This is a genomic window from Pseudarthrobacter arbutini, assembly GCF_054510915.1.
This window is the reverse complement of sequence record NZ_JBTNDQ010000020.1, coordinates 64,415-86,533: the sequence shown is the minus strand read 5'-3', so window position 1 is coordinate 86,533 and position 22,119 is coordinate 64,415. Positions and strand designations below refer to the sequence as shown.

Here is a 22,119-nt window from a genome sequence, read left to right as displayed (position 1 = left end):
CACCATGACTACTGACACATCGACAGTCCAGCAGCTCCCGGCGGCCCACGTTGCCGACAGCCACGATCTGATCAGTGTGCAGGGCGCCCGGGAGAACAATCTCAAGGACATCAGCATCGAGATCCCCAAGCGGCGCCTGACCGTGTTCACCGGGGTGTCCGGATCGGGCAAGAGCTCACTGGTGTTCGCGACGATCGCCGCGGAGTCCCAGCGCATGATCAACGAGACCTACAGCGCCTTTGTGCAGGGGTTCATGCCTAACCTGGCGCGGCCCGACGTGGACCACCTCGACGGGCTGACCACGGCGATCATCGTTGACCAGGAGCGGATGGGCGCGAACCCTCGCTCCACGGTGGGCACTGCCACGGACGCCAACGCCATGCTCCGGATCCTCTTCAGCCGGCTGGGCATGCCGTACGTCGGGCCGCCCACGGCATTCTCCTTCAACGTCCCGACGCGGAAGGCCAGCGGTGTGATGAGCACCGAGAAGGCCGGCGGCCGGGTGGAGAAGGCCGTGGTGCAGAACGTTGTCTACCTGGGCGGCATGTGTGCGCGCTGCGAGGGCATGGGCTCGGTCTCCGACTTCGACCTCACGGCCTTGTACGACGACAGCAAGTCGCTCGGCGACGGTGCACTGACCGTCCCCGGCTACAGCATGGACGGCTGGTACGGCCGGCTGTTCGAGGGCATGGGACTCCCGATGGACAAGCCGATTGCCACGTTCACGAAGAAGCAGCTTGAGACGATGCTGTACTCCGAGCCCACCAAGATCAAGGTTGAGGGCATCAACCTCACGTTCGAGGGCATCATCCCGAAGATCCAGAAGTCCATGCTGTCCAAGGACGTCGAGGCGATGCAGCCGCACGTGCGGCGCTTCGTGGAGAGTGCCATCACTTTCCAGGCCTGCCCCGAGTGCGAGGGCACGCGGCTCAGCCCCGAGGCCAGGTCCTCAATGATCCAGGGCAGGAACATCGCCGACCTCTGCGAGATGCAGATCAGCGACCTGGCCGAGTGGGTCCGCGAATTCGACGAGCCGTCGGTTGCGCCGCTCCTCAAAGGCCTGCGGCACCTCCTTGACTCGTTCGCCGAGATCGGGCTGGGTTACCTCTCCCTCGACCGCCCGGCCGGCACCCTCTCCGGAGGAGAGGCCCAGCGCACCAAGATGATCCGGCACCTGGGGTCGTCCCTCACGGACGTCACCTACGTCTTCGACGAACCCACCATCGGCCTGCACCCGCATGACATCGAGCGGATGAACCAGTTGCTGCTTCAGCTGCGGGACAAGGGCAACACCGTGCTCGTCGTTGAGCACAAGCCCGAGACCATCGCCATCGCCGACCACGTGGTCGATCTCGGTCCCGGCGCCGGCACCGCGGGTGGCAACGTTTGCTTCGAGGGCAGCGTGGAGCGGCTGCGGGGGAGCGACACCATCACCGGCCGCCACCTCGATGACCGGGCCAAGGTCAGGGAATCAGTCCGCAAACCGTCCGGCGTCCTTGAGGTGCGTGGCGCCTCCACGCACAACCTGCAGAATGTGGACGTCGATGTTCCGCTCGGGGTGCTCTGCGTGGTGACGGGTGTGGCCGGTTCCGGCAAAAGCTCGCTGATCCATGGTTCGGTGGCAGGACGGGACGGCGTTGTGGTGATCGACCAGGGCGCCATCAAGGGGTCCCGCCGCAGCAACCCCGCCACGTACACGGGCCTGCTCGAGCCGATCCGCAAGGCGTTCGCGAAGGCCAACGGCGTGAAGCCGGCACTGTTCAGCTCCAACTCCGAAGGCGCCTGCCCCACCTGCAACGGCGCGGGCGTCATCTTCACCGAGCTCGGCGTGATGGCCACCGTCGAGTCCACGTGCGAGGACTGCGAGGGCCGGCGGTTCCAGGCGTCAGTGCTGGAATACACGCTGGGCGGCCGCAACATCTCCGAAGTGCTGGCCATGTCCATGACAGAGGCTGAAGTGTTCTTCAGCGAAGGGGAGGCCCGCACGCCCGCCGCCCACAAGATCCTGGACCGGCTCGTCGACGTCGGGCTCGGTTACCTGACGCTCGGCCAGCCGCTCACCACGTTGTCCGGCGGCGAGCGGCAGCGCGTCAAGCTGGCCACGCAGATGGCAGAGAAGGGCGACGTCTACGTCCTGGACGAACCGACCACCGGCCTCCACCTCGCCGACGTCGAGAACCTGCTGGGCCTCCTTGACCGGCTTGTCGAGTCCGGCAAATCGGTCATCGTCATCGAGCACCACCAGGCGGTCATGGCGCACGCCGACTGGATCATCGACTTAGGTCCCGGCGCAGGGCACGACGGCGGCAAGGTCGTTTTCGAGGGCACGCCCGCAGGGCTTGTGGCCGCCAAGTCCACGCTCACCGGCAAGCATCTCGCGGCTTACGTCGCCGGCTGAGCGCCGGTGCCCGGGAAGCGTGCCCGGGAAGCGTGCGGGTGCAGCGCGCGCTGCCGCTGCGCGGGGAAGTTCGCCTAGGCTTGAAGTACGCCAACCCAAGGGAGCAGTACACCCATGCGATCCACCCGCCGCCAGTTGCTGAGCGTTGTGCTCGGGACCTTCGTTCTCGCCGCCGCGCTGCTGGGATTTTCCGCCCCGGCGTCGGCACACGATGCCGCCGAGTCCAGCAGCCCCGCACAGGGCGCCACGGTGGCCACAACGCCGGAACAGGTCTCCGTCACCTTCAACAAGAACCCGCTGGGCATCGGCGCACAGTTCTCCGTCAGGGATTCCGCCGGGGCTGAGTGGGCGGACGGCGCTGTTGAGATCGTGGACAGCACTGCCACCCAAAAGCTCAAGGCCGGCGCTCCGGCGGGGGCGTACACGGTGGCCTGGCGGGTGGTCAGCTCGGATTCCCACCCGATCGAGGGGACGTTCGGCTTCACGGCGACCGCCGCGGCGGCGGGAGCCGCGCCCTCGGGAACATCGTCGGCGGGAGCATCGCCGTCGGCCGCTGTTCCCACGATGGGAACCGCGCAGCCGGGAACCGTGGCAGCTCCGGACCCGGCCGAAGACGCGTCCGAACCGTTCCCCTGGAGCCTGGTGATCTTTGCCGCAGTGGCCGTCGGGCTGCTGGTGGCCATCGGTATCCTCGCGAAGCGCCGCCTCACCGCAGGCAGCGACGACGAAACCGAACAGGCCTAGACGGCGGCGGCGCCTTCCGGGTGGACCGTGGCCTGGACCGTTGCTGAAATGGCCTGGCCCACGGTCTTCGCCTGACGCAGGACTTCCTTGGGTGAGGGCGTGATGAGCTCGCCCACTCCCACGAGGTAGATGCCGATCTGCCGCATGGCTGCCACTAGGTTGCGGCCAACCGTGATGCCGAAGTCGCTGAGCATGCGCCGCAGCTGGCTGTGCGCGCACCGGGTCAGCACAATGTTGTCAGCCAGCAGGATTCCGTTGGGCGTATGGACTTCCCACTTGCCGGACGGGGAGCCCGCGGTTGTTCCCGCAGTAATTCCGTCTTGTGCGCCGCCCACCATGGTCAGCTGAACCGCACGGGTGGTGTTGCGGACATCCATGTGGTGGCTGGCGGCGTAGTTGCGCAGGTGGCGGAGGATCTCGTTGCGCTCCCGGAGGGAGTCGGAGTCTGCTGCGTCGCAGCGCTGCAGTGAAGCAGTGTTGGCCGGTTGTCCGGCGCCGAGGATGTCGAGCCCGTCCACCACAATCGCGTCCACGCCGCGGCGGCGCAGTTCTGCGCCAACAGCCAGGCCTGAGAGCCCCGTGCCGATGATCACCGTGGTGGTCCGTTCGGTCCCGCCATTCACAGGCATGCTTGACACTACAGTTTTCCTCCTTCAAAGGCTTTCGGATGCAGGCAGCGTTGCCCCGCATGCGTTCCGTTACCCCCAAAGTCCGGCCGCAGCACCGGCCCGGGACGCACCTGAATTGGGCGTCGGCGGACCGGCAGTGCCTCGAAGACTACAGAACATTCAGGGCCGTGGATAGCCCAAACACAAACATTCTTCTTATCGTTGAATACGGTTGCCACGCCGTTTGCCATGGGCTGTGGATAACCCGCCATCCAGCGGTCCGCAGCCGCTTGCTAAGTGTCTGCGGACCGAGAATAGTGAGAAGTGGAAGCAGGGTTCTCCAGCCCGTCGGGGCCTACATCGCGGCCGGTGCGGGCGGAGGGCGCCGCTTCTGGCAGAATAGCCGCAACATAAGGCAGTATCGCGAGGAGGCGGCCCGATGGGCGCACAAGAGATGCATCCGGATCCGGAACAGGACCGGGCCGGAAATTCGGCTGCTCCGGTGGGGATAGTTGTGGGGGTGGATGGTTCCGACCACGGCCAGTGCGCTTTGGTGTGGGCTGCCCGGGAAGCCGAACGCCGCCGTCGGCCTTTGCATATTGTCACCGCGTATTCAGTGCCGATCTTTGCGGCGTCCGGGCTGGACGGCGGGTACGCCACCGTGGATGATTCCGTGATCCGCGAGGGCGCTGAAGCGATCGTCAAGCAGGCGCTGGACAAGGTTTCCGGCTACAACATCGACGTTGACGGGTCCGTGGAGAACGGAGACGCTTCAGGCGTCCTCCTGGAAATGTCCGAGACAGCGGATCTGCTGGTGTTCGGCACCCGCGGCCGCGGCGGATTTGTGGGACGCCTGCTGGGCTCGGTGAGCAGCGCCCTGCCGGCTCACGCCAAGTGCCCCACGGTCACGGTGCCGCTGGTGTGTTCGGACCGGCTGGGCGAAACCACCGAAGACAAGCGCATCAGGGCCGAGCAGGCCAAGCCAGGACACAAGCAGGTCGAGAATGTTGTAGTGGTGGGCGTGGACGGGTCCGAGCAGGCACGCATCGCCGTGCTGGAGGCTGCGGACCAGGCTGAACGGCTCGGGGCAACCCTGCGTGTGATCTGTGCGGTGCCGCAGTTCAGCGGCTCCCTGGCCTGGGTTCCGGCCCCCATGGACCGCAAAGCCCTCTTCGAGGACATCCGGATCCAACTGGACGCCGGGATGGCCTGGCTCAAGAGCCACTATCCCAACCTTGCCGTGGAGTCGGAACTGCTGGACGGCTCGGCAGTGGACGTCCTCGTGGAGGCCAGCCGGCACGTGGAGCTCGTGGTCGTGGGCACCCGGGGCCGTGGCGGGTTCACCGGCATGCTCCTGGGTTCCACGTCCGGCGGCGTGCTGCACCATGCCAAGAGTCCGGTCCTGGTGGTTCCGGACCGCGACGATCCGCGGCTGGCGGACCGGGCGCAGTTCGGACCGATCCCCGGCGCAGCCTGACCCATCACCTTCGCAGCAGGAGGCATGAAAATGCCTGACACCGGCAGTTCGTCACCCATCCTCGGATTGGAGGCGGTCACCGCAGCAATGGTTCCCCTGGTGGGTGGCAAAGCGGCCAACCTGGGGGAGTTGCTCGCCGCTGGGCTCCCCGTGCCGGACGGTTTTTGCCTCACCACGGAGGCCTACCGCGAGGCGACCGCGGGCCACCCGCATCGAACGGACGGCCTGCTCGCCGACGTCCACACTGCTCTTCAGGCAACGCCCGACGGCGACCTCCCGGCCTTGGCTGCGCTGGCGTCCCGGGCCCGGGGTGTTATCCAAAACGCCCCGGTCCCCACCGAGGTGGCCGCCGCCGTCGAACAGGCCTATGCAGCCCTGGGGGACAACGTTCCGGTGGCCGTCCGGTCCTCAGCCACTGCGGAGGACCTTCCGTCGGCGAGTTTCGCCGGCCAGCAGGACACTTATCTGAACGTGGTGGGCGCTGCCGCCGTCGTGGAAGCCGTGCGCAACTGCTGGGCCTCGCTCTGGACGGACCGTGCCGTCAGCTACAGGGCAAGCCGGGGGATCGACCCGGCCGCGGTGGCGCTGGCCGTGGTGGTCCAGCGGATGGTGGACGCCACCGCCGCCGGCGTGCTTTTCACCGCCAACCCGCTGACGGGCCGCCGGAAGCAGGCGGTTATCGATGCCAGCCCGGGCTTGGGGGAAGCGGTAGTGTCCGGGGCCGTGAACCCGGACCATTTCGTCGTTGACCCACTCACCGGGCGCGTGCTGGAACGCCGGCTTGGCGACAAACGCATCGCGGTCCGGCCCATCCCCGGCGGCGGCACACGGACTCTGACCATCAGCAACGGCGGGGCCGCGGCGTGCCTCACGGACAAGCAGGCCGCCGAACTTGCAGCCTTAGGCCACCGGGTGGAGGGTCACTTTGGCTCGCCGCAGGACATTGAATGGGCCATTGCCGGCGATGGTCATTTCTGGCTGACCCAGTCGCGGCCCATCACCACACTGTTCCCCGTCCCGCAACGGGCGGCCGGGGTGGGCACTCCCGGCGGGGAGGGCACGCGCGTTTACCTTTGCTTCAGCCTGGCGCAGGGCCTGACCCGCCCCATCACACCCATGGGCCTGGCAGCCTTCCGCCTCATTGGGTCGTCGGTGGCCCGTGCGGCGCAGTTCGATGTGCCCGAGCCACATAAGGGTCCGTCGCCGTATGCGGTGGCGGGCCAGCGCATCTACTTCGATCTGACCGCTGTAGCCCGCAGCACCACCGGCCGGCTGATCGTTCCCCGGGTCTTTGACGTGATGGAAGCCCGCTCGGCGACGGTGCTGCGCCGGGTGTTCGAGGACCCGCGGTTTTCCGTGACGCGCAGGACGCCGCTGGGCTTGCTGCGGCACGTTGTCCCGGCGGCGGTGCATGCCAGGGTGCCGGAGACGCTGCTCCGGGCCGTCTTCCGGCCGGATGCCGCTCTGCGGCGGGCCAACCGGCGGGCGCGGGAGTTCGCCGATTCCCTCGAACCGCCCGCCGGCGTCACCCCGCTGCAGCGCCTGGACCACGCCGAAAACCTGCTCGGCACGCGCATTTTCTCGGTGGTGCCGTCCATCGTGCCGCTCCCTGCGCTGGGTTTCGCCGCCCTGGCGCTCGTCGGAAAACTGCTGGGTGGCGGCCGGTGGGATGATCTGCAGGTTGTGCTCCGCGGGCTGCCCAACAATGTCACCACCGAGATGGACCTGGACCTGTGGCGGCTCGCCCAGGTGATTAGGAACGACGGCGTATCCCGCGCCGCTGTGACGGAGCGGAAACCCACCGAGCTGGCCGAAGAGTTCCACTCGGGTCAGCTGCCCGCGGTGCTGCAGGCCGGGCTGGCTCGGTTTATGGGCCAGTACGGGCACCGCGCCGTGGCCGAGATCGACGTTGGCATGCCGCGCTGGTCCGATGACCCCACCCACATCGTGGGTGTCCTGGCCAACTACCTCCGGCTTGAGGGTTCCGCGCTGGCGCCGGACGACCAGTTCAGCAACGCGGCGGAAGAAGCCGAAGCCTGCGTTGACCGCCTCGTTGGGGAGGCACACATCCGTGGGCGGCTGCGCGGGACGGTGGTCCGGGCGGCGCTGCGGCGGGCCAGGCTTTTCGCCGGATTGCGCGAACTCCCCAAATACCAGCTGGTGGTGGGCCTCGCCGAAGTGCGCAAGCAACTGGCCCTGGCCGGCACAGCGCTGGCCGATGCCGGGGTGGTGGCCGACGAGGATGACATCTTCTTCCTCGACCTGGACGAAGCCAGGGCCGGCCTCAGTTCCGGAGAAACTGACCTCCGCGACCTGGTGGCGCAACGGCGCGCGGACTACGCCGTGGAACTCGAACGGCGCCACATACCCCGGGTGCTGCTGTCGGACGGCACGGAACCGGAAGCCATTCCCGTGGCCGGCGCTGCGGCGGCATCCCCGGTGCCGGGGGCACTGAGCGGGAGCCCGGCGTCGGCCGGTGTTGTCACGGCGACAGCCCGCGTGATCCTCGACCCGGTGGGCGCGCACCTGGAACCGGGTGAAATCCTGGTGGCGCCGTCCACGGACCCCGGCTGGACGCCGTTGTTCCTCACCGCGGGCGGACTGGTGATGGAGATGGGCGGACCCAATTCCCATGGGGCCGTGGTGGCGCGGGAGTACGGCATCCCGGCGGTGGTGGGCGTCCCGGACGCCACGCTCCGGATCTTCACCGGGCAGGAAATAACGGTCGACGGCGGCGCCGGAACCGTGGTGCCGTCGTAGCCTGAGTGCCCTCGGCATGACTTCCAGAAGGGCGTGTGCGGGCGGCGGTCCCCAGGCGTAACCTGAAGTATGGGCTCCAAGGATGAAGCAGGGCTGGCATGAACCGCGCATGGCTGCGCTGGGTGCCTGCCGCAGCTGTACCTGCAGTGATCGCCGCCGGTGTGCTGGTGGGATCCATTCCGGCGCGGGCCGGCGATCCGCTGCCACAAAAGTCTCCGGCTGAGGTCCTGACCCTCCTGGGTCAGCACAACACCAAGTCATTCTCCGGAACAGTCCAGCAGTCCGCCGAGTTGGGCCTGCCCGAGCTGCCGGCCGCCGGTCCCAGCTCCGGACCGGTGTCGGCCGGCGGGGCCGCGTCGGTCCTGGAGTTCCTGACCGGCGAGCACACCGCCCGGATCTTTATGGACGGGCCAACCAAGATGCGGGTCCAAGTGATGGACCGGCTCGCTGAACGCGACGTCATCCGGCGCGACAACGACGTGTGGTTCTACAACTCCAAGGACAACAGCGCCTCCCACCTGGCCCTGCCGGCGTTCGCCAGCGACCTGCCGCTGCCTGTGCCCGGAGTTCCCGCCCTGCCTGAACCTCCCGCCCTGCCTGAACCTCCCGCACTGCCCGGCGACCTGCCGGGCCGGGACCTGCCCGCGCCCGTTCTGCCTATGCCCATCCTGCCCGGCGAGATCCTGCCCGGCCCACCAGTACCGCCCACCCCCGAGGACCTGGCCCGGAAATTCCTCGCCGTCGTGGACAGTTCCACCGAGGTGACGGTGGGTCCGGACGTCGAAGTCGCCGGCCGGTCCGCCTACAATCTGGCTCTGGTGCCTAGGACGCAGGGGACGCTGCTTGAGAAAGTTGCCATCGCCGTCGACGGCGAGACAGGAATGCCGCTGCGGGTAACTGTGATGGCACGCGGCCAGGCGGAACCGGCTTTTGAGGCCGGCTTCACCAGCCTGTCCCTGGCGGCTCCGGACGACTCCGTGTTTACGTTTGTTGCCCCGCCGGGCGCCACTGTCAAAGAGCTGCCAGTGCCGCCGGTCCCGTATATGCCCGGCATGCCAGCCCTCCCGCCCAGTCCCGGTGGGATTACGCCCGGCGTGGTTCCAGACAGCGGCCCGGACCAGCCCGCGTCCCCGGACCAGCCCACTGCGCCGGATCAGCCCACCGCGCCGCCGAAGCAGCTCCCCGCCCCGGATAAGATTCCCGGCAGCGACGCCAGCCTGCGGCACCGCGACGCACCCCGGCCAACGGTGACCGGCAAGGGCTGGGAAACGGTGATCGGGTTCCCCGCGGCACCCGGCGGGCAAGGGGCTGCCTTGACTGAATCCTTGCTGAAGGATCCGCTCCTGTCCCAGGCCGCCGTCGTCGTTCCTGGCGGACGGCTCCTGTCCACGGCGCTGGTCAACGTCCTCCTGACCGACGACGGCAGGATCTTTGTGGGGATGGTCCCGGCGGAGCGGCTGCAGGCCGCCGCCGGCGCGGCGTGACCGCGGCCGGGGGGACGGCTGCCGCCGGGATAGCCGCCGCCCGGTCCCCTTCCCCAGGGAATGGGACAGCCGGGCTGACTATCGAGACCCAAGGCCTGACCAAGCGTTTCGGCCACCAGCTGGCGGTTGACAACGTGGACCTCGCCGTTCCCCACGGCGCCGTGTTCGGGTTTCTAGGCCCCAACGGTTCCGGCAAAACCACCACCATCAGGGTGCTGCTGGGCCTTGCCGCGGCATCGGCCGGAACCGTCAGCGTCCTGGGCCTGCAGATGCCGCAGCGGCTGCATGAGGTCCTGCCGCGCGTCGGTGCGCTGGTGGAGGGGCCGGCGTTTTATCCGTTCCTTTCCGGCACCGCCAACCTGCACCGCCTGGATGCTGCCAGCCGGCATTCGGCGCCCGCTACCCGGACCGCCCGCGTTGCTGCCGCGCTTGAACGCGTGGGCCTCTCACACGCCGCCGGCAAACGGGTCCACGCCTACTCCCTGGGCATGAAGCAGCGGCTGGGGATCGCCAACGCGCTGCTGTCGCCGCGGGAACTGCTGGTGCTCGATGAGCCCACCAACGGGCTGGACCCGCAGGGAACGCGGGAAGTGCGGAGCCTGGTCCGGTCGCTGGCCGCCGACGGCGCCACCGTCTTCGTCTCCAGCCACCTCCTGGCAGAAGTGGAACAGATCTGCACACACGCGGCCATTATGAGCGCCGGGCGGCTGGTGGCCCAGGGGCCGCTGGCGGAGCTCCGCCAGGCCGGTGAGACCCGGATCCGCCTGTTAACGCCCGACGCCGGGACGGCCAGAGAGGTCCTGCTGCGGTTGGGCATGCCCCCGGAGAGAAGCCCTGAGGCCGGAACGCCAGAACCGGACGGGGACGTGCTGACCGCCGTCGCCGCTGCGTCGCGGCTGGCGGCCCCGGAGGACATTGTGGCGGAGCTCGTGGCGGCCGGGGTGCGCGTGCGGGGCTTTTCTGTTGAGCGGGAGAGCCTGGAGGAGCGCTTTGTGGCGCTGACGGGGGAGGGGTTCGACATTGCCCAATAGTGCTTCCGACGCCCGTAGTTTCCCTTCAGCCAGCAGCGTTCCTGATGCCCGCAGTGGTTCCGAAACCAGCAGTGGTTCCGATGCCACTAGTGGTTCTGGGCTCAGGAGCGCTCCAGGTGCGCCGTCGAGCCTGTCCCTGCTGGCGTCTGAGCTGAAGACGCTGTTCCGGCGTCGCCGGACCGCGGCCATGCTGCTGGCGCTTGCCGCGATACCGGTGCTGATCGCCGTCGCCGTCCGGCTCTCGTCATCCGTTCCGCCAGGAAGGGGGCCGGCCTTCCTGGACCGGATCAGCCAGAACGGGCTGTTTGTCGCGGTCACGGCGATGCTGGTCTCCGTGCCGCTGTTTCTTCCCCTGACCATTGGCGTGGTGGCGGGCGATACCATCGCCGGCGAGGCGAGCCTGGGCACGCTGCGCTACCTGTTGGTGGCGCCCGCCGGGCGGGTGCGCCTGTTGTTGGTAAAGTACGCCGGGGCGCTGGCGTTCTGCCTGGCCGCTCCCGTCACCGTTGCGCTGGCCGGGGCGGCGATCGGAGCGTCGCTGTTCCCTGTTGGGCCCGTGACGCTCCTGTCCGGCGACGTCGTCCAGCCCCCTGAGGCCGCGCTGCGGCTGGTCCTGATTGCTGCCTACCTTGCGGTGTCCCTGGCAGGGCTCTCGGCGATCGGCCTGTTCCTGTCCACCTTGACGGTGGTCCCGGTGGGCGCCATGGCCGCCACTGTGGTGCTGTCAGTGGTCTCGCAGGTCCTGGACCAGTTGCCGCAGTTGGAATGGCTGCACCCTTGGCTGTTTACGCATTACTGGTTCGGCTTCGCGGACGTTCTGCGCCAACCGGTGCTGTGGGACAGTTTTGCCAGCAACGCGCTGCTGCAGGCGGGCTACATCGCCGTCTTCGGGGCGCTCGCCTATAGCCGGTTCGTCACCAAGGACGTTCTGTCCTGAGGCTGAATGTCCTGCGCCTGCCCGGTCAGTAGCGGGCTGCGTAAGGGTGGAGCTGCATCCCGGCCATCCAGCTCAACTGGGTCACGCCGATGCCCTCGTCCGGGTTCAGCGCCTGCACTACCTGGCCGTTCCCCAGGTAGATGGCCACGTGATAGAAGCCCGGCGCTGAGCCCCAGACGAGCAGGTCTCCACGCCGCGCCTGGGAGATCGGCACGTGAACGGGAGCAGCCGCGTACTGCTGCGCAGCGGTGCGCGGCAGGTACTTGCCGGCGGCGGCGAAGGCTGTTTGCACGAGGCCGGAGCAGTCAAAGCCGTTGGGGCCCGCGCCGCCGTACTGGTAGAAGTACGGCGGCCCCACCTTGGACATCGCCACGGAGATGGCAGTCTCATTGGAACCGCCCGGCGATGGGGCTGGGGCTGGTGCTGGCCCGGGAGCAGGGGCAGGGGCAGGGGCTGGAGCAGGCGCGGGTGCTGGCGCGGGTGGCGGTGCCGGTGCAGGGGCGGGAGCTGGCGCCGGTGCTGGAACTGGAGCGGGTGCCGGTGCGGCTGGCAGGTTTCCGCCAGCGGCCGGTCCGGCTGCGGGCCGGTCTGGCGCTGCTTGGGCCGCAGCCCGATCAGCAGCCGCAGCAAGTTCGGCGAGCCTCGCCTCCTCGCGCTGCCGGTCCAAGGCGTCAATGCGAGCCGATTCGAGGGCAACAGTGGTGTTCCGCAGCTGGGCCAGCTGATCCACCAGGATTGTCCGTTGCGCCGCGGCTTCGGCTACGGCCTTGGCCTGGGTGGCGTTGGCTTGTTCGGCCTCTTCCTTGCGGGCTTCGGCCTTCTGGGCGGCGTCATCGGCGGCCCGGTTGGCGTCGTCGGCGGCCGCCGTCAGGGACTGCGCCGCGGACGCTGCGGATGCGGCCGCTTCGAAGGCGCGGCTCCGGCTGGCCGAAATGGCTTCCAGCGTTGCGGCCTGGTGCAAAGCTTCGGCATTGCCGCTGACGAAGGTGCCCAGCGTCGGGTTCAGCCCGCCGTTGCGGTAGAGGTCGCCGGCGAGCTGGCCTACCTGCTTCCGGGTCCTGTCCTGCTCGTCCTTCGCAGCCGTGGCCTTGGCCGTGGCCACTTCCGCAGCCGTCCTGCGGTCCTGCAGTTCCACCAGCGCTTCGCCGTAGGCGTTGTTGGCTTGCAGCGACAAGGCAAACGTGGCTTGCTGGGCGTTGGTGGCGTCTGCGAGGAGGCGCTCGATGACGGCGACCTGATCCGCCGTCGCGCGTTCACTCGCCTTGGCTGTGGCGATGTCCTCCGGGGTGGGAAGTTCCGGCGACGCCGGACGCTGGACTGTTGGAAGCGGCGCTGCCTGGGCGGGGAGGGTCATGGTGCCGAAAAGTACGACGGCGGTGCACAGTACGGCGGCCTTCAGGCCGGATCCGGTCAAACCCATTCGCAGAACCTCGCACGCAGTAAGGCTGGGGGAGCGAGGTCTGGTGGCGGCACAAGGAGCCCCTCTGCTGATCTCCCAGCAGTCCGAGGCTACGTGAGCGTGTGCACTTTGGCAACACTGGTCACATCAATAACATAATCAACAAGAGTGCGATTCCGGCGCATCCGGACCGGCGTGTCGCGGAATCGGCTCCCGCTCCGCAGGGCCTGGTGGTGGGGCTGGGATCCGGCAGCGTGCGTCAAAGCGACGAAGGAGCAGCACGCAGAGGATGTCAGCCCCAACGCCCTGCTACGCGTGCTGGCGCGATTCGTGCTCCGAGTGGCTGGCGGGCTCCAGCTGGAATGTGCAGTGCTCGGTGTCAAAGTGGGAGCCCAGGCACGTGGTGAGCTTGTCCAGGAGCTGGTCGGCGCCGCGGGCATTCAGGACGCCGTCCTCCACCACCACGTGGGCCGAAAACACCGGCACGCCGGACGTGATCGTCCAGATGTGGATGTCATGGACGTCAACCACTCCGTCAACGCTGAGGATGTGTTCGCGGATCATCTGCACTTCCACGCCTTTGGGGGTTGCCTCCAGGAGGACGTCCACCACATCCCGCAGCAGGCTCCAGGCCCGCGGCAGGATCATGATGGCGATGAGCACGGAGGCGATCGTGTCGGCGGCCTGGTAGCCGGTGAACATGATGACCAGGGCAGCAACGATGACGGCGACTGAGCCCAGCAGGTCGCCCAGCACCTCAAGGTAGGCGCCCCGGACGTTCAGGCTGTCCTGGTGGGCGCCGCGCAGGATCAGCAACGAAACCAGGTTGGCCACCGCGCCCAGGATGGCGGCGAAGAGCATGATGCCGGTGTGGACCTCGGGCGCGGAGCCGATCCTGCGGATGGCCTCGGTGAAGATGACCACCGAGATGACAATCAGGATCAGCGCGTTGGCCAGGGCGGCCAGGACCTCGGCACGCTGGTAGCCGTAGGTCCGCTGATCGCTCGCCGGGCGTCCGGCGATCCAGGCAGCCAGGAGCGCGATGGTCACGCCTGCCGCGTCGGAGAGCATGTGGCCGGCATCAGCCAGCAGGGCCAATGATCCGGACAGTGCCGCGCCGATCACCTGGACCACCACCACCGCCAGGGTGATGGCCAGGACGGCGATGAGCCGTTTGCGGTGCCGGCCTGTTGCCGTGATCCCGTGTGTGTGGCTGTGGTCGTGTCCCATGCCTACAAGGCTAGTCCCAGCCGAGCTCGTGCAGCCGCCGGTCATCGATGCCGAAGTGGTGGGCGATCTCGTGGACCACAGTCACGGCCACTTCCTGGATCACCTCGTCGCGTGACCCGCAGATGTCCAGGATGGGTTGGCGGAAGATGGTGATCCGGTCCGGCAGTGAACCGGCGTCCCACCATGAATCCCGCTCCGTCAAGGGGACACCCTCATAGAGGCCCAGCAGAACGGTGTCCGGGTCCTCGCCCGGGCCGGGCACGTAGTCGTCCTCGACAAACACCGCTACATTGTCCATGGCGGCCGCAAGCTTGGCGGGAATCAGGCCCAGGGCATCCGTGACGGCGGCCTCGAAATCGTCAGCGGACATCTCAAACGGACCGGACTCTTGCGGGCCATCCGGGATGATGGGCAGGCCGGGCGGCAGGTTGACGGGCATAAGCAGACTCTAGTCCGCAGCCGGGTTGGCGCGCATACTGAGTCCCATCCCTGACCGCCTGTGAGGAGCCGGATGTCCGTCCGCCATCGCCTTTTTGCCGCCATGTACGACACGTTGTCGGCCTCTGTAGAGTGCAGGGAGCTGTCTCCGCGCCGGGCGCGGCTGCTCTCCCCGCTGGCGGGAACCGTGGTGGACGTCGGCGCAGGCACCGGGGCCAACCTGCGGCACTTCCGCCACGCTGACCGGGTAATCCTCGTGGAACCGGACCCCTACATGCGGGCCAGATTGCGGGCACGTCTGGGGGAGTCGCCCGTTCCGGTGGAGGTTTCCGACGCCGATGCGGAGCACCTGCCGCTGCCGGACGGCACAGCTGACGCCGTCGTATTCACCCTGGTGCTGTGCTCGGTGCCGGATCAGCGGCTTGCTCTGTTGGAGGCCCGCAGGGTGCTCAAACCCGGAGGTACCCTCGCGGTGCTGGAACATGTCCGGGGACAGGGCCGTGCGGCCCGCTGGCAGGACAGGCTGGACGGTTTGTGGGGTCGCTGTGTGGCGCCGGGTTGCCACCTCAACCGGAACACGGTGGCATCCATCGGCGAGGCCGGGTTTGAATTCACGGAAGTCAGCAGGCTGGACGCTGCGGCTGTTGCCCTGGCCACGCCGATCATCGCGGGCACAGCAGTGCCGCGGTGAATGGAGCCCCTACCGGGACCTGCGGCGCGTCAGGCCCACACCCACCAGGCAGACCACCCCGCCCACCAGGCCCAGCACGGCGGGGACTTCGCTGAGGATCAGCCAGGAGATCAGGATGGTGGTGCCCGGCACCAGATAGGTGGTGGCCGCCAGTTTTCCGGCGTCAATCAGCGACAACGCGTAGGCCCACGTGGTGAATGCAATGGCGGTGGGGAAGACGCCCAGATACACCAGGCCCAGTGTTGCCGGCAGCGGGGCCGACTGCAGTTCGGACACCAGCTGGCCGCTGAAGGGCAGGCAGCAGACGGCCCCCACCATGATGCCGAACCAGGTGGCCTGGCCCGCCGGGAACTTCCGCAACACCGGCTTCTGGATGATGACGCTGACGGCGGCGAGCACGGCGGCAAGGAGGCAGAGCAGCACGCCCGCCACATCCGCCGTCGAACGTTCCCCGGAACCTGAGCCGGATCCGAGCGCGATCAGCGCCACCCCGCCGAACGCCACGAGGCTGCCGATTATCAGCCAGCGCGGGAAGCCCTCCTTCAGGAAGAATCCGGCCATGATGGCAACGAGGATGGGGTTGACGTTGATCAACAGCGCGGCGGTCCCGGCGTCCAGCAGGTGTTCCGCCGCGTTCAGGGCCACGTTGTAGCCGCCGAACCACATCACGCCGTACCCCAGGATGGGCCACCATTCGCGGCCTTGCGGCAGCGCTCTGCTCTTGGCCAGCTGCGGCAGCACCAGCGCACCGAGCACGACGGCGGCAACCGCCAGCCTGCCCAGGGTTAGGGATCCCGGTGAGAAGGTGGGGCCGATGGCCCGGATCCCCACGAACGCCGATGCCCAGAGCACCACGGTGACCACCACGGCGGCGACGCCGAGCGCATTTGTTCGGCCAGGTGGTGGGCGAAGCGGCGTTGTTGTTGCGGCGCTGGGAGGGGTGCTTGAAGCCATGCTGCCAATCTATCCCCGCGGCGACGCCGGCAGCTGGCGGGAATCGGTCACGTCTAGTCGAGTTTCTGCCAATCCCGGGCCGACCACTCCAGCAGCCGTTCCAGGGGCCAGGTGGTCACAATGCGCTCCGCGGGAATGTTGTTGTGCGCGGCGCGGGCAGCCCCGTACTGGAGGAAGTCGAGCTGGCCCGGAGCGTGGGCGTCGCTGTCGATCGAGAACAGGCAGCCGGCGTCGAGGGCCAGCTGAATCAGGTCATCCGGCGGGTCCTGCCGCTCGGGGCGGGAGTTGATTTCTACCGCCACGTTGGATTCCGCGCACGCCGCGAAGACCTCCCGGGCGTCGAAGTCCGATTGCGGCCGCGTGCCGCGGGAGCCCTCCACCAGGCGTCCGGTGCAGTGGCCCAGCACGTTGGTCCGGGGGTTCTGGATGCCCTGGAGCATCCGCCGGGTCATGGTGTCGCGGTCTGCCCGAAGCTTCGAATGGACACTGGCCACCACAATATCCAGCCGCTCCAGCATGTCCGGCGACTGGTCCAGTTCGCCGGATTCCAGGATGTCTACTTCGATGCCGGTCAGGAGCCGGAATCCGTCCTTTTTGCCGTCAACTGCGGCGGCGGCGTTGACGGCGGCCACAACGTCGAGCTGTTCGGTCAGGCGCTCGGCGCTGAGCCCGTTGGCGATGGTCAGGTTGGGGGAGTGGTCCGTCAGGGCCAGGTACTCGCGGCCCAGGAGTCGGGCGGCGTCTGCCATGAGCTGGATGGGTGAGCCGCCGTCGGACCAGTCGCTGTGACTGTGGAGGTCGCCTCGGAGTGCTGCGTGGAGCTCGGCCCCGCCGTCCGCCAGGGGCGCCGCGCTGCGCTGGCGAAGGCCCTCAAGGTACTCGGGCACCTCGCCGTCCACTGCCTGCCGGACCACCTGGTAGGTCCTGTCGCCGATGCCCTTCATGCTCTTGAGCCTGCCGTCCCGGGCCCGGGCAGCCACCTCGGAAGGATCAAGCTCGGCGATGATTCCCGCCGCCTTCCGGAAGGCCTGGACCTTGAAGGTGGCAGCGCGTTCCCGTTCCAACCAGAAAGCAATTTCATTGAGTGCGGCGACGGCATCCATCTGTCCATCTTCGCCTGTTCCGGCCGCGTCAGTCAGGTGTCTGAGGGCCGATTTTGAGTTATTCGCGCCAAGGCCCTATAGTTTTAGAGTCCAGTTCGGAGCAACTGCAAAACGAAAGACTGAGAGCCTCGGCTCGAAGCCTTTTATTTTGTGCCGAACGGGTTCTGGCCCCCATCGTCTAGCGGCCTAGGACACCGCCCTTTCACGGCGGCGGCACGGGTTCGAATCCCGTTGGGGGTACGCAAGGAACTGGTCTGGCAGGCTGAAAACGTCTGGTAAGCTGGAAGCCTTGAAAAAAGCGGTAGCGATGCCGCGAAGCAAGAAATCAAGGCCCTGTAGCGCAGTTGGTTAGCGCGCCGCCCTGTCACGGCGGAGGTCGCGGGTTCAAGTCCCGTCAGGGTCGCTCTGATTGCCAGAAGAAATTCCGGCGGTCAAGGTGACATGTCACCTAGGCTCTGTAGCTCAGTTGGTAGAGCGTTCGACTGAAAATCGAAAGGTCACCGGATCGACGCCGGTCGGAGCCACCACTGGGAAGCATCAGTTCTTCGGAACTGGTGCTTTTCTTCTTTAACCCCATCATCGATGACGAGGCTGCCTCCGGCCTGCGACGCGCACTCTCGCCTGCGACGCGCACTCTCGCCTGCGACGCGCAGATGCTCCTGCGACGCGCATATTCGAGTGTCGTCATGGTTCTTGCGAGTCCGTGGCGAATTTGCGCGTCATAAAGGAAGCCCGCACGAGGCGCCTGACCATCGAGGCCGAGCACGCGGCGTTCTGAAAGTTCTTCAAGCAAGCCGTTGACAACGATCAACTAACGCGCGTAACCTAAATCACACGTCGCAAGTAACGCGCGTTAGTAACCCAAGTTGCCGGTCGCTGGACCGGCCCCAGAAAGAAATTCCGGAGCATTCAATGGCGAACAGCACCACACCCGCACCCGCTGCGGAGGCCGGCGCAGTCGCGGCAACGACGACGGCGGTCCCCAGCAACCGCGGCGCCACCATGGCGGACGTTGCCAAAGCCGCCGGAGTGTCCCGCACCGCCGTGTCGTTCGTCCTCAGTAACCGGGAAAACGCCAGCATTTCGGAAGACACCAAGCAGCGCATCCTCGAAGCGGTCCACAGGCTCGGTTACCGGCCCAATGCCGGCGCCAGGGCCCTGGCTTCCCAACGGAGCGACTGGTACGGCATCGTCACAGAGATCGTCACGGCACCGTTCGCCGTCGACATCATCAAGGGCGCACAGGACCAAGCCTGGCTCTCCCGCCGGTTCCTGCTCATCGCCCCTTCAGACCAGGCCGATGCCGTAGGACCCAACCAGGGGATGGAGGATGCAGCATTTGAAAAGCTGCTGGAGCAGAGGGTGGAAGGACTTCTGTATGCGGCCACCTTCCACCGGGCCGTGCACGTTCCGAAAAGCGCCAATGAGGTGCCCACTGTCCTTATCAACTGCTTCGACGCGGACGGGAAGCTGCCCTCGATCGTCCCGGACGAGCGCGCCGGCGGCCGCGTCGCCGTCGAGCGTTTGCTCCAGGCAGGTCATTCCAGAATCGGTGTCATCAACCTGGATCCGAACATCCCCGCCGCCGTCGGGCGCTTGGACGGGTGCCGCGAAGCACTCGCCGGGGCAGGGCTGGAACTCGATCCTGATCTTGTAGTCTCGGGATACGCGACGGCGGACGGCGGCTACGAGGCAGCCTGCCAAATTCTTGACAAATATCCCGCTGGGGCAGGCAGGCCAACTGCCCTGTTCTGCCTCAACGACCGGATGGCTATGGGCGCTTACGACGCCATCAAGGAGCGCGGGCTCGCCATCCCCCAAGACATCGCCGTGATCGGCTTCGACAACCAGGAACTCATTGCGGCTTACCTCAGGCCGAAACTGACCACGGTTGCGTTGCCCTTCGAGGAGATGGGTGCGCTGGGTGTCCAGACACTCGCAAGCCTTACAGCAGGACAGCCGATCACTGCACATCAGCAAATGGTCGACTGTCCGCTGCTAGAACGCTATTCAGTCTGACGGCAAATCAACTACTGAACAGCAACCCCAACCACACCTTCACCTTCAGCGATGAAGTGAGGAAAGAGAACTCCATCATGACACAACAGCGATTCCTCCGGTCTGCCCGAATCACGGCGGCCAGCCTGGCAATAGGTGCCCTCCTGCTCACGGGCTGCTCGGCCAACCAGGGCACAACAGGTGCCACCGGCGCCTCGGCCGAGAGCGCCTTCCTGACCATTCCCCGCGAGGACATGGGCACGTTCGTCCAGAACTTCAACCCGTTCGCACCCACAGTGAACCCCATGGTGCAGCAGTCGATCTACGAGTCCCTCCTGATCTTCAACCCGGCCAATGGAGATACCACGCCGTGGCTCGCCACTGAGTGGCAAGCGGCAGGCGACGGCAAGTCCATCACGTTCACCCTCCGCGACGGAGTGAAGTGGTCAGACGGGAAGCCGCTGGTGGCCGACGACGTCGCCTACACTTTCGAACTGCAGAAGAAGATCAAGGGCGGCTTTGAATACCTCGAAACGGTGACTGCCGAGGGCACGAACAAGGTCACCTTCAGCTTCAGCAAGCCCTGGTCGCCGGCCCTTTACGACCTGGGCCAGCTCACCATCCTGCCCAAGCACATCTGGTCCGCGCTTGCTGACCCGGGCAAGGACGCCAACGCCACGCCAGTGGGCACCGGCCCGTACACCGAGGTGGACCGCTTCCAGGCCCAGTCCTTTGTGCTGAAGAAGAACCCCAACTACTGGCAGCCGGAAAAGCAGAAGATTGCCGGCATCAAGATGCTTGCTTTCGCCGGGAACGACGGCGCCAACCTCGCCGCCGCGAACGGCGACGTCGACTGGGCGCCGCAGTACATTCCGAACATTGAAAAGACCTTCATCTCCAAGGACAAGGAACACCGCCAGTACTGGTTCCCGGCCACGGGCGCGACCATCAACTGGCAACTCAACACCACCAAGGCACCGTTCAACGACGTTGACGTCCGCAAGGCACTCAGCATGGCCGTGGACCGGGACCAGGTGACCAAAATCGGCATGAGCGGCTACGCGAAGCCGGCCGACTGCACGGGCCTGTCCGGCAACTATGAAAAGTGGAAGAACGCCAGCGTCAAGGACAACTGCACCTGGACCAATCTGGACGTGGACGCTGCGAACCAGCTGTTGGACAAGGCCGGCTACGCCAAGGGAGCGGACGGCAAGCGCACGCTGAAGGACGGCACGCCTTTCGAATTCAAGATCTCCGTGGGCGCTTCTTCATCCGACTGGCTTTCCGTGGCCAACGTGATTTCCCAGAACCTCGCCGAGGTCGGCGTGACAGCCAAGGTCGACTCCCCGGACTGGGCCGCGGTCGTAGCCGGCTACGAGACGGGCGACTTCGATTCGGGCATCGTCTGGAGCGCCAACGACCCCAGCCCGTACAAGTACTTCAACACCTCCATGGGCACCACAACGGTCAAGCCAGTCGGCACCAAAACCTTCGACAACTACCACCGCTTCGGGGACGCCAAGGCAGACGCGCTGCTCGCCGAGTTCGCGGCGGAGGCCGACGAGTCCAAGCAGAAGGGCATCGCCGACAAGCTCCAGGAAGAATATAACGACGTCGCACCCGTGGTGCCGCTGTTCTCCGGCCCGGAATGGGGCGCCTTCAACGACACCCGGTTCACCGGCTGGCCCACAGAGGACAATCCCTACGCGACCCTCTCGGTGAAGTCGCCGACCACCGTCCTGGTCCTGACGTCGCTGGAACCGCGCAAGTAGTCAGGTTCCTCATGGCGGGTCCCACCCGCCGCTGCAATGATCCGCACACCCGGCGCTGTTCCGGCGCCGGGTGTGCTCCCAAACTTTCCGCAATTCCCGAATGGAGGGAAACCGTGCGCTTTATCCTGCGCCGCCTGGGTTTCTACCTGATTGCCTTCTGGGTGTCCATCACCCTGAATTTCCTGCTTCCGCGCTTTATGCCCGGCGACCCCGTCTCCCGGATGTTCGCCCGGAACCAGGACCGGATGCAGCCCGAGCAGATCGAGCAACTGCGCAAACTGCTCGGTGTGGACGACCGCCCGCTCTGGGAGCAGTACTTCGGCTACCTCCACAACATGCTGACCGGCCAGATGGGGGTTTCCATGTCCCGCTTCCCTGCTCCCGTCACGGAAGTGATCGGCTCGCAGGTGGGCTGGACGCTGCTGCTGGGCGGGACCGCGCTGGTGATCGCCGCCGTCGTGGGCAACCTCTTGGGAATCCTGGCAGCGTGGCGCCGCGGCGGCGCCGTTGACTCGGCGCTCCCGCCGCTGCTGATCTTCATCGGTTCCTTTCCGTACTTCTGGCTCGCGATGGGCGCCCTGTACCTGTTCGGCGTCACGCTGGGCTGGTTCCCCATCCGGCACGCCTTCAGCGACACCATCGTGCCCAGCTTCAGCTGGGAGTTTGTGTCCGACGTCGGCATGCACCTGGTGCTTCCTGCCCTCACCATCGTGCTGGTCTCGATCGGCGGCTGGATGCTGGGAATGCGCAACACGATGATCGCCACCAATGCCGAGGATTACATCACCATGGCGGAGGCGAAGGGCCTGCGCCCGGGCCGGATCATGTTCCGCTACGCAGCCCGCAACGCGATGCTGCCGTCCGTGACCGCCTTCGGCATGAGCCTGGGGTTTGTGGTGGGCGGTGCCCTCCTGACCGAGGTGGTGTTCGCCTACCCAGGCGTCGGCTATCAGCTGCTGGCCGCCGTTCAAGGACTCGACTACCCGCTCATGCAGGGCCTGTTCCTGACCATCACGGCCGCCGTGCTGCTGGCCAACTTCCTGGTGGACATCCTCTACGTCCGACTCGACCCGCGCGTGCGCAGCAACTAGGACT

Annotated in this window: 17 protein-coding genes and 3 tRNA genes; 14 read left to right on the top strand and 6 right to left on the bottom strand. The window is 66.9% G+C overall.

Annotation, left to right across the window (positions count from 1 at the left end):
• Positions 1-4: 4 nt before the first annotated feature.
• Both ACX80V_RS19720 and ACX80V_RS19715 read left to right on the top strand, forming a co-directional pair.
• Entirely contained in the window at positions 5-2,398 is a 2,394-nt protein-coding gene (locus tag ACX80V_RS19720; RefSeq protein ID WP_485844563.1) for an ATP-binding cassette domain-containing protein, read from the top strand.
• A gap of 114 nt (positions 2,399-2,512) precedes the next feature.
• Complete coding sequence (locus ACX80V_RS19715) at positions 2,513-3,142, top strand: copper resistance CopC family protein (RefSeq protein ID WP_485844562.1); 630 nt, start codon at positions 2,513-2,515, stop codon at positions 3,140-3,142.
• On the opposite strand, the gene ACX80V_RS19710 is transcribed toward ACX80V_RS19715, so the two are convergent.
• Positions 3,139-3,771 carry an NAD(P)/FAD-dependent oxidoreductase gene (locus tag ACX80V_RS19710; RefSeq protein ID WP_485844574.1) on the bottom strand — a complete coding sequence of 211 codons (633 nt, stop codon included), beginning with the start codon at positions 3,769-3,771 and terminating at the stop codon, positions 3,139-3,141. The genes ACX80V_RS19715 and ACX80V_RS19710 overlap by 4 nt on opposite strands.
• Before the next feature lie 418 nt (positions 3,772-4,189).
• Between ACX80V_RS19710 and ACX80V_RS19705 the strand changes: the two genes are divergently transcribed.
• The 5 genes from ACX80V_RS19705 (at position 4,190) to ACX80V_RS19685 (ending at position 11,439) form a co-directional block, all read left to right on the top strand.
• A complete protein-coding gene (locus ACX80V_RS19705) occupies positions 4,190-5,227 on the top strand; it encodes a universal stress protein (RefSeq protein ID WP_485844561.1) in 1,038 nt (345 codons plus the stop codon).
• Positions 5,228-5,251: 24 nt separating this feature from the next.
• A complete protein-coding gene (locus tag ACX80V_RS19700) occupies positions 5,252-7,987 on the top strand; it encodes a PEP/pyruvate-binding domain-containing protein (RefSeq protein ID WP_485844560.1) in 2,736 nt (911 codons plus the stop codon).
• Positions 7,988-8,085: 98 nt separating this feature from the next.
• Complete coding sequence (locus ACX80V_RS19695; RefSeq protein WP_485844559.1) at positions 8,086-9,471, top strand: LolA family protein; 1,386 nt, start codon at positions 8,086-8,088, stop codon at positions 9,469-9,471.
• Positions 9,472-9,545: 74 nt separating this feature from the next.
• Positions 9,546-10,502, top strand: coding sequence for an ABC transporter ATP-binding protein (locus ACX80V_RS19690; protein WP_485844573.1), 957 nt, complete (start codon positions 9,546-9,548; stop codon positions 10,500-10,502).
• A 187-nt stretch (positions 10,503-10,689) separates the two neighbouring features.
• A complete protein-coding gene (locus tag ACX80V_RS19685; RefSeq protein ID WP_485844558.1) occupies positions 10,690-11,439 on the top strand; it encodes an ABC transporter permease in 750 nt (249 codons plus the stop codon).
• Between the two features lie 25 nt (positions 11,440-11,464).
• Here the strand turns inward: ACX80V_RS19685 and ACX80V_RS19680 are convergent, their stop codons facing one another.
• The 3 genes from ACX80V_RS19680 to ACX80V_RS19670 form a co-directional block, all read right to left on the bottom strand.
• On the bottom strand, positions 11,465-12,859 hold the full coding sequence (locus tag ACX80V_RS19680; protein ID WP_485844557.1) for a C40 family peptidase: 1,395 nt from the start codon (positions 12,857-12,859) through the stop codon (positions 11,465-11,467).
• A 288-nt stretch (positions 12,860-13,147) separates the two neighbouring features.
• Positions 13,148-14,068 (bottom strand): cation diffusion facilitator family transporter, encoded by a 921-nt coding sequence (locus ACX80V_RS19675; RefSeq protein ID WP_058930250.1) that lies wholly within the window; start codon positions 14,066-14,068, stop codon positions 13,148-13,150.
• Positions 14,069-14,078: 10 nt separating this feature from the next.
• The gene (locus ACX80V_RS19670) at positions 14,079-14,507 is read right to left on the bottom strand and encodes a metallopeptidase family protein (RefSeq protein WP_056348808.1); all 429 of its coding nucleotides are present in this window, start codon (positions 14,505-14,507) and stop codon (positions 14,079-14,081) included.
• Between the two features lie 72 nt (positions 14,508-14,579).
• Here ACX80V_RS19670 and ACX80V_RS19665 point away from each other — a divergent pair, with 72 nt between their 5' ends.
• Positions 14,580-15,197, top strand: coding sequence for a class I SAM-dependent methyltransferase (locus ACX80V_RS19665; protein ID WP_485844556.1), 618 nt, complete (start codon positions 14,580-14,582; stop codon positions 15,195-15,197).
• 9 nt (positions 15,198-15,206) lie between these two features.
• On the opposite strand, the gene ACX80V_RS19660 is transcribed toward ACX80V_RS19665, so the two are convergent.
• Both ACX80V_RS19660 and ACX80V_RS19655 read right to left on the bottom strand, forming a co-directional pair.
• On the bottom strand, positions 15,207-16,151 hold the full coding sequence (locus ACX80V_RS19660; protein WP_485844555.1) for a DMT family transporter: 945 nt from the start codon (positions 16,149-16,151) through the stop codon (positions 15,207-15,209).
• Between the two features lie 53 nt (positions 16,152-16,204).
• On the bottom strand, positions 16,205-17,254 hold the full coding sequence (locus ACX80V_RS19655; protein ID WP_485844554.1) for a PHP domain-containing protein: 1,050 nt from the start codon (positions 17,252-17,254) through the stop codon (positions 16,205-16,207).
• Between the two features lie 167 nt (positions 17,255-17,421).
• On the opposite strand from ACX80V_RS19655, the gene ACX80V_RS19650 reads away from it, so the two are divergent.
• From ACX80V_RS19650 to ACX80V_RS19625, 6 genes are all read left to right on the top strand, one after another.
• Positions 17,422-17,494 (top strand) — tRNA-Glu (locus ACX80V_RS19650).
• 89 nt (positions 17,495-17,583) lie between these two features.
• Positions 17,584-17,657 (top strand) — tRNA-Asp (locus ACX80V_RS19645).
• A gap of 48 nt (positions 17,658-17,705) precedes the next feature.
• A tRNA-Phe gene (locus tag ACX80V_RS19640) sits at positions 17,706-17,781 on the top strand.
• Positions 17,782-18,166: 385 nt separating this feature from the next.
• The gene (locus ACX80V_RS19635; protein WP_485844553.1) at positions 18,167-19,273 is read left to right on the top strand and encodes a LacI family DNA-binding transcriptional regulator; all 1,107 of its coding nucleotides are present in this window, start codon (positions 18,167-18,169) and stop codon (positions 19,271-19,273) included.
• Positions 19,274-19,350: 77 nt separating this feature from the next.
• Positions 19,351-21,024, top strand: a complete 1,674-nt coding sequence (locus ACX80V_RS19630; protein WP_485844552.1) for an ABC transporter substrate-binding protein — start codon at positions 19,351-19,353, stop codon at positions 21,022-21,024.
• Positions 21,025-21,137: 113 nt separating this feature from the next.
• The gene (locus ACX80V_RS19625) at positions 21,138-22,115 is read left to right on the top strand and encodes an ABC transporter permease (protein WP_160677205.1); all 978 of its coding nucleotides are present in this window, start codon (positions 21,138-21,140) and stop codon (positions 22,113-22,115) included.
• Positions 22,116-22,119 lie beyond the last annotated feature (4 nt).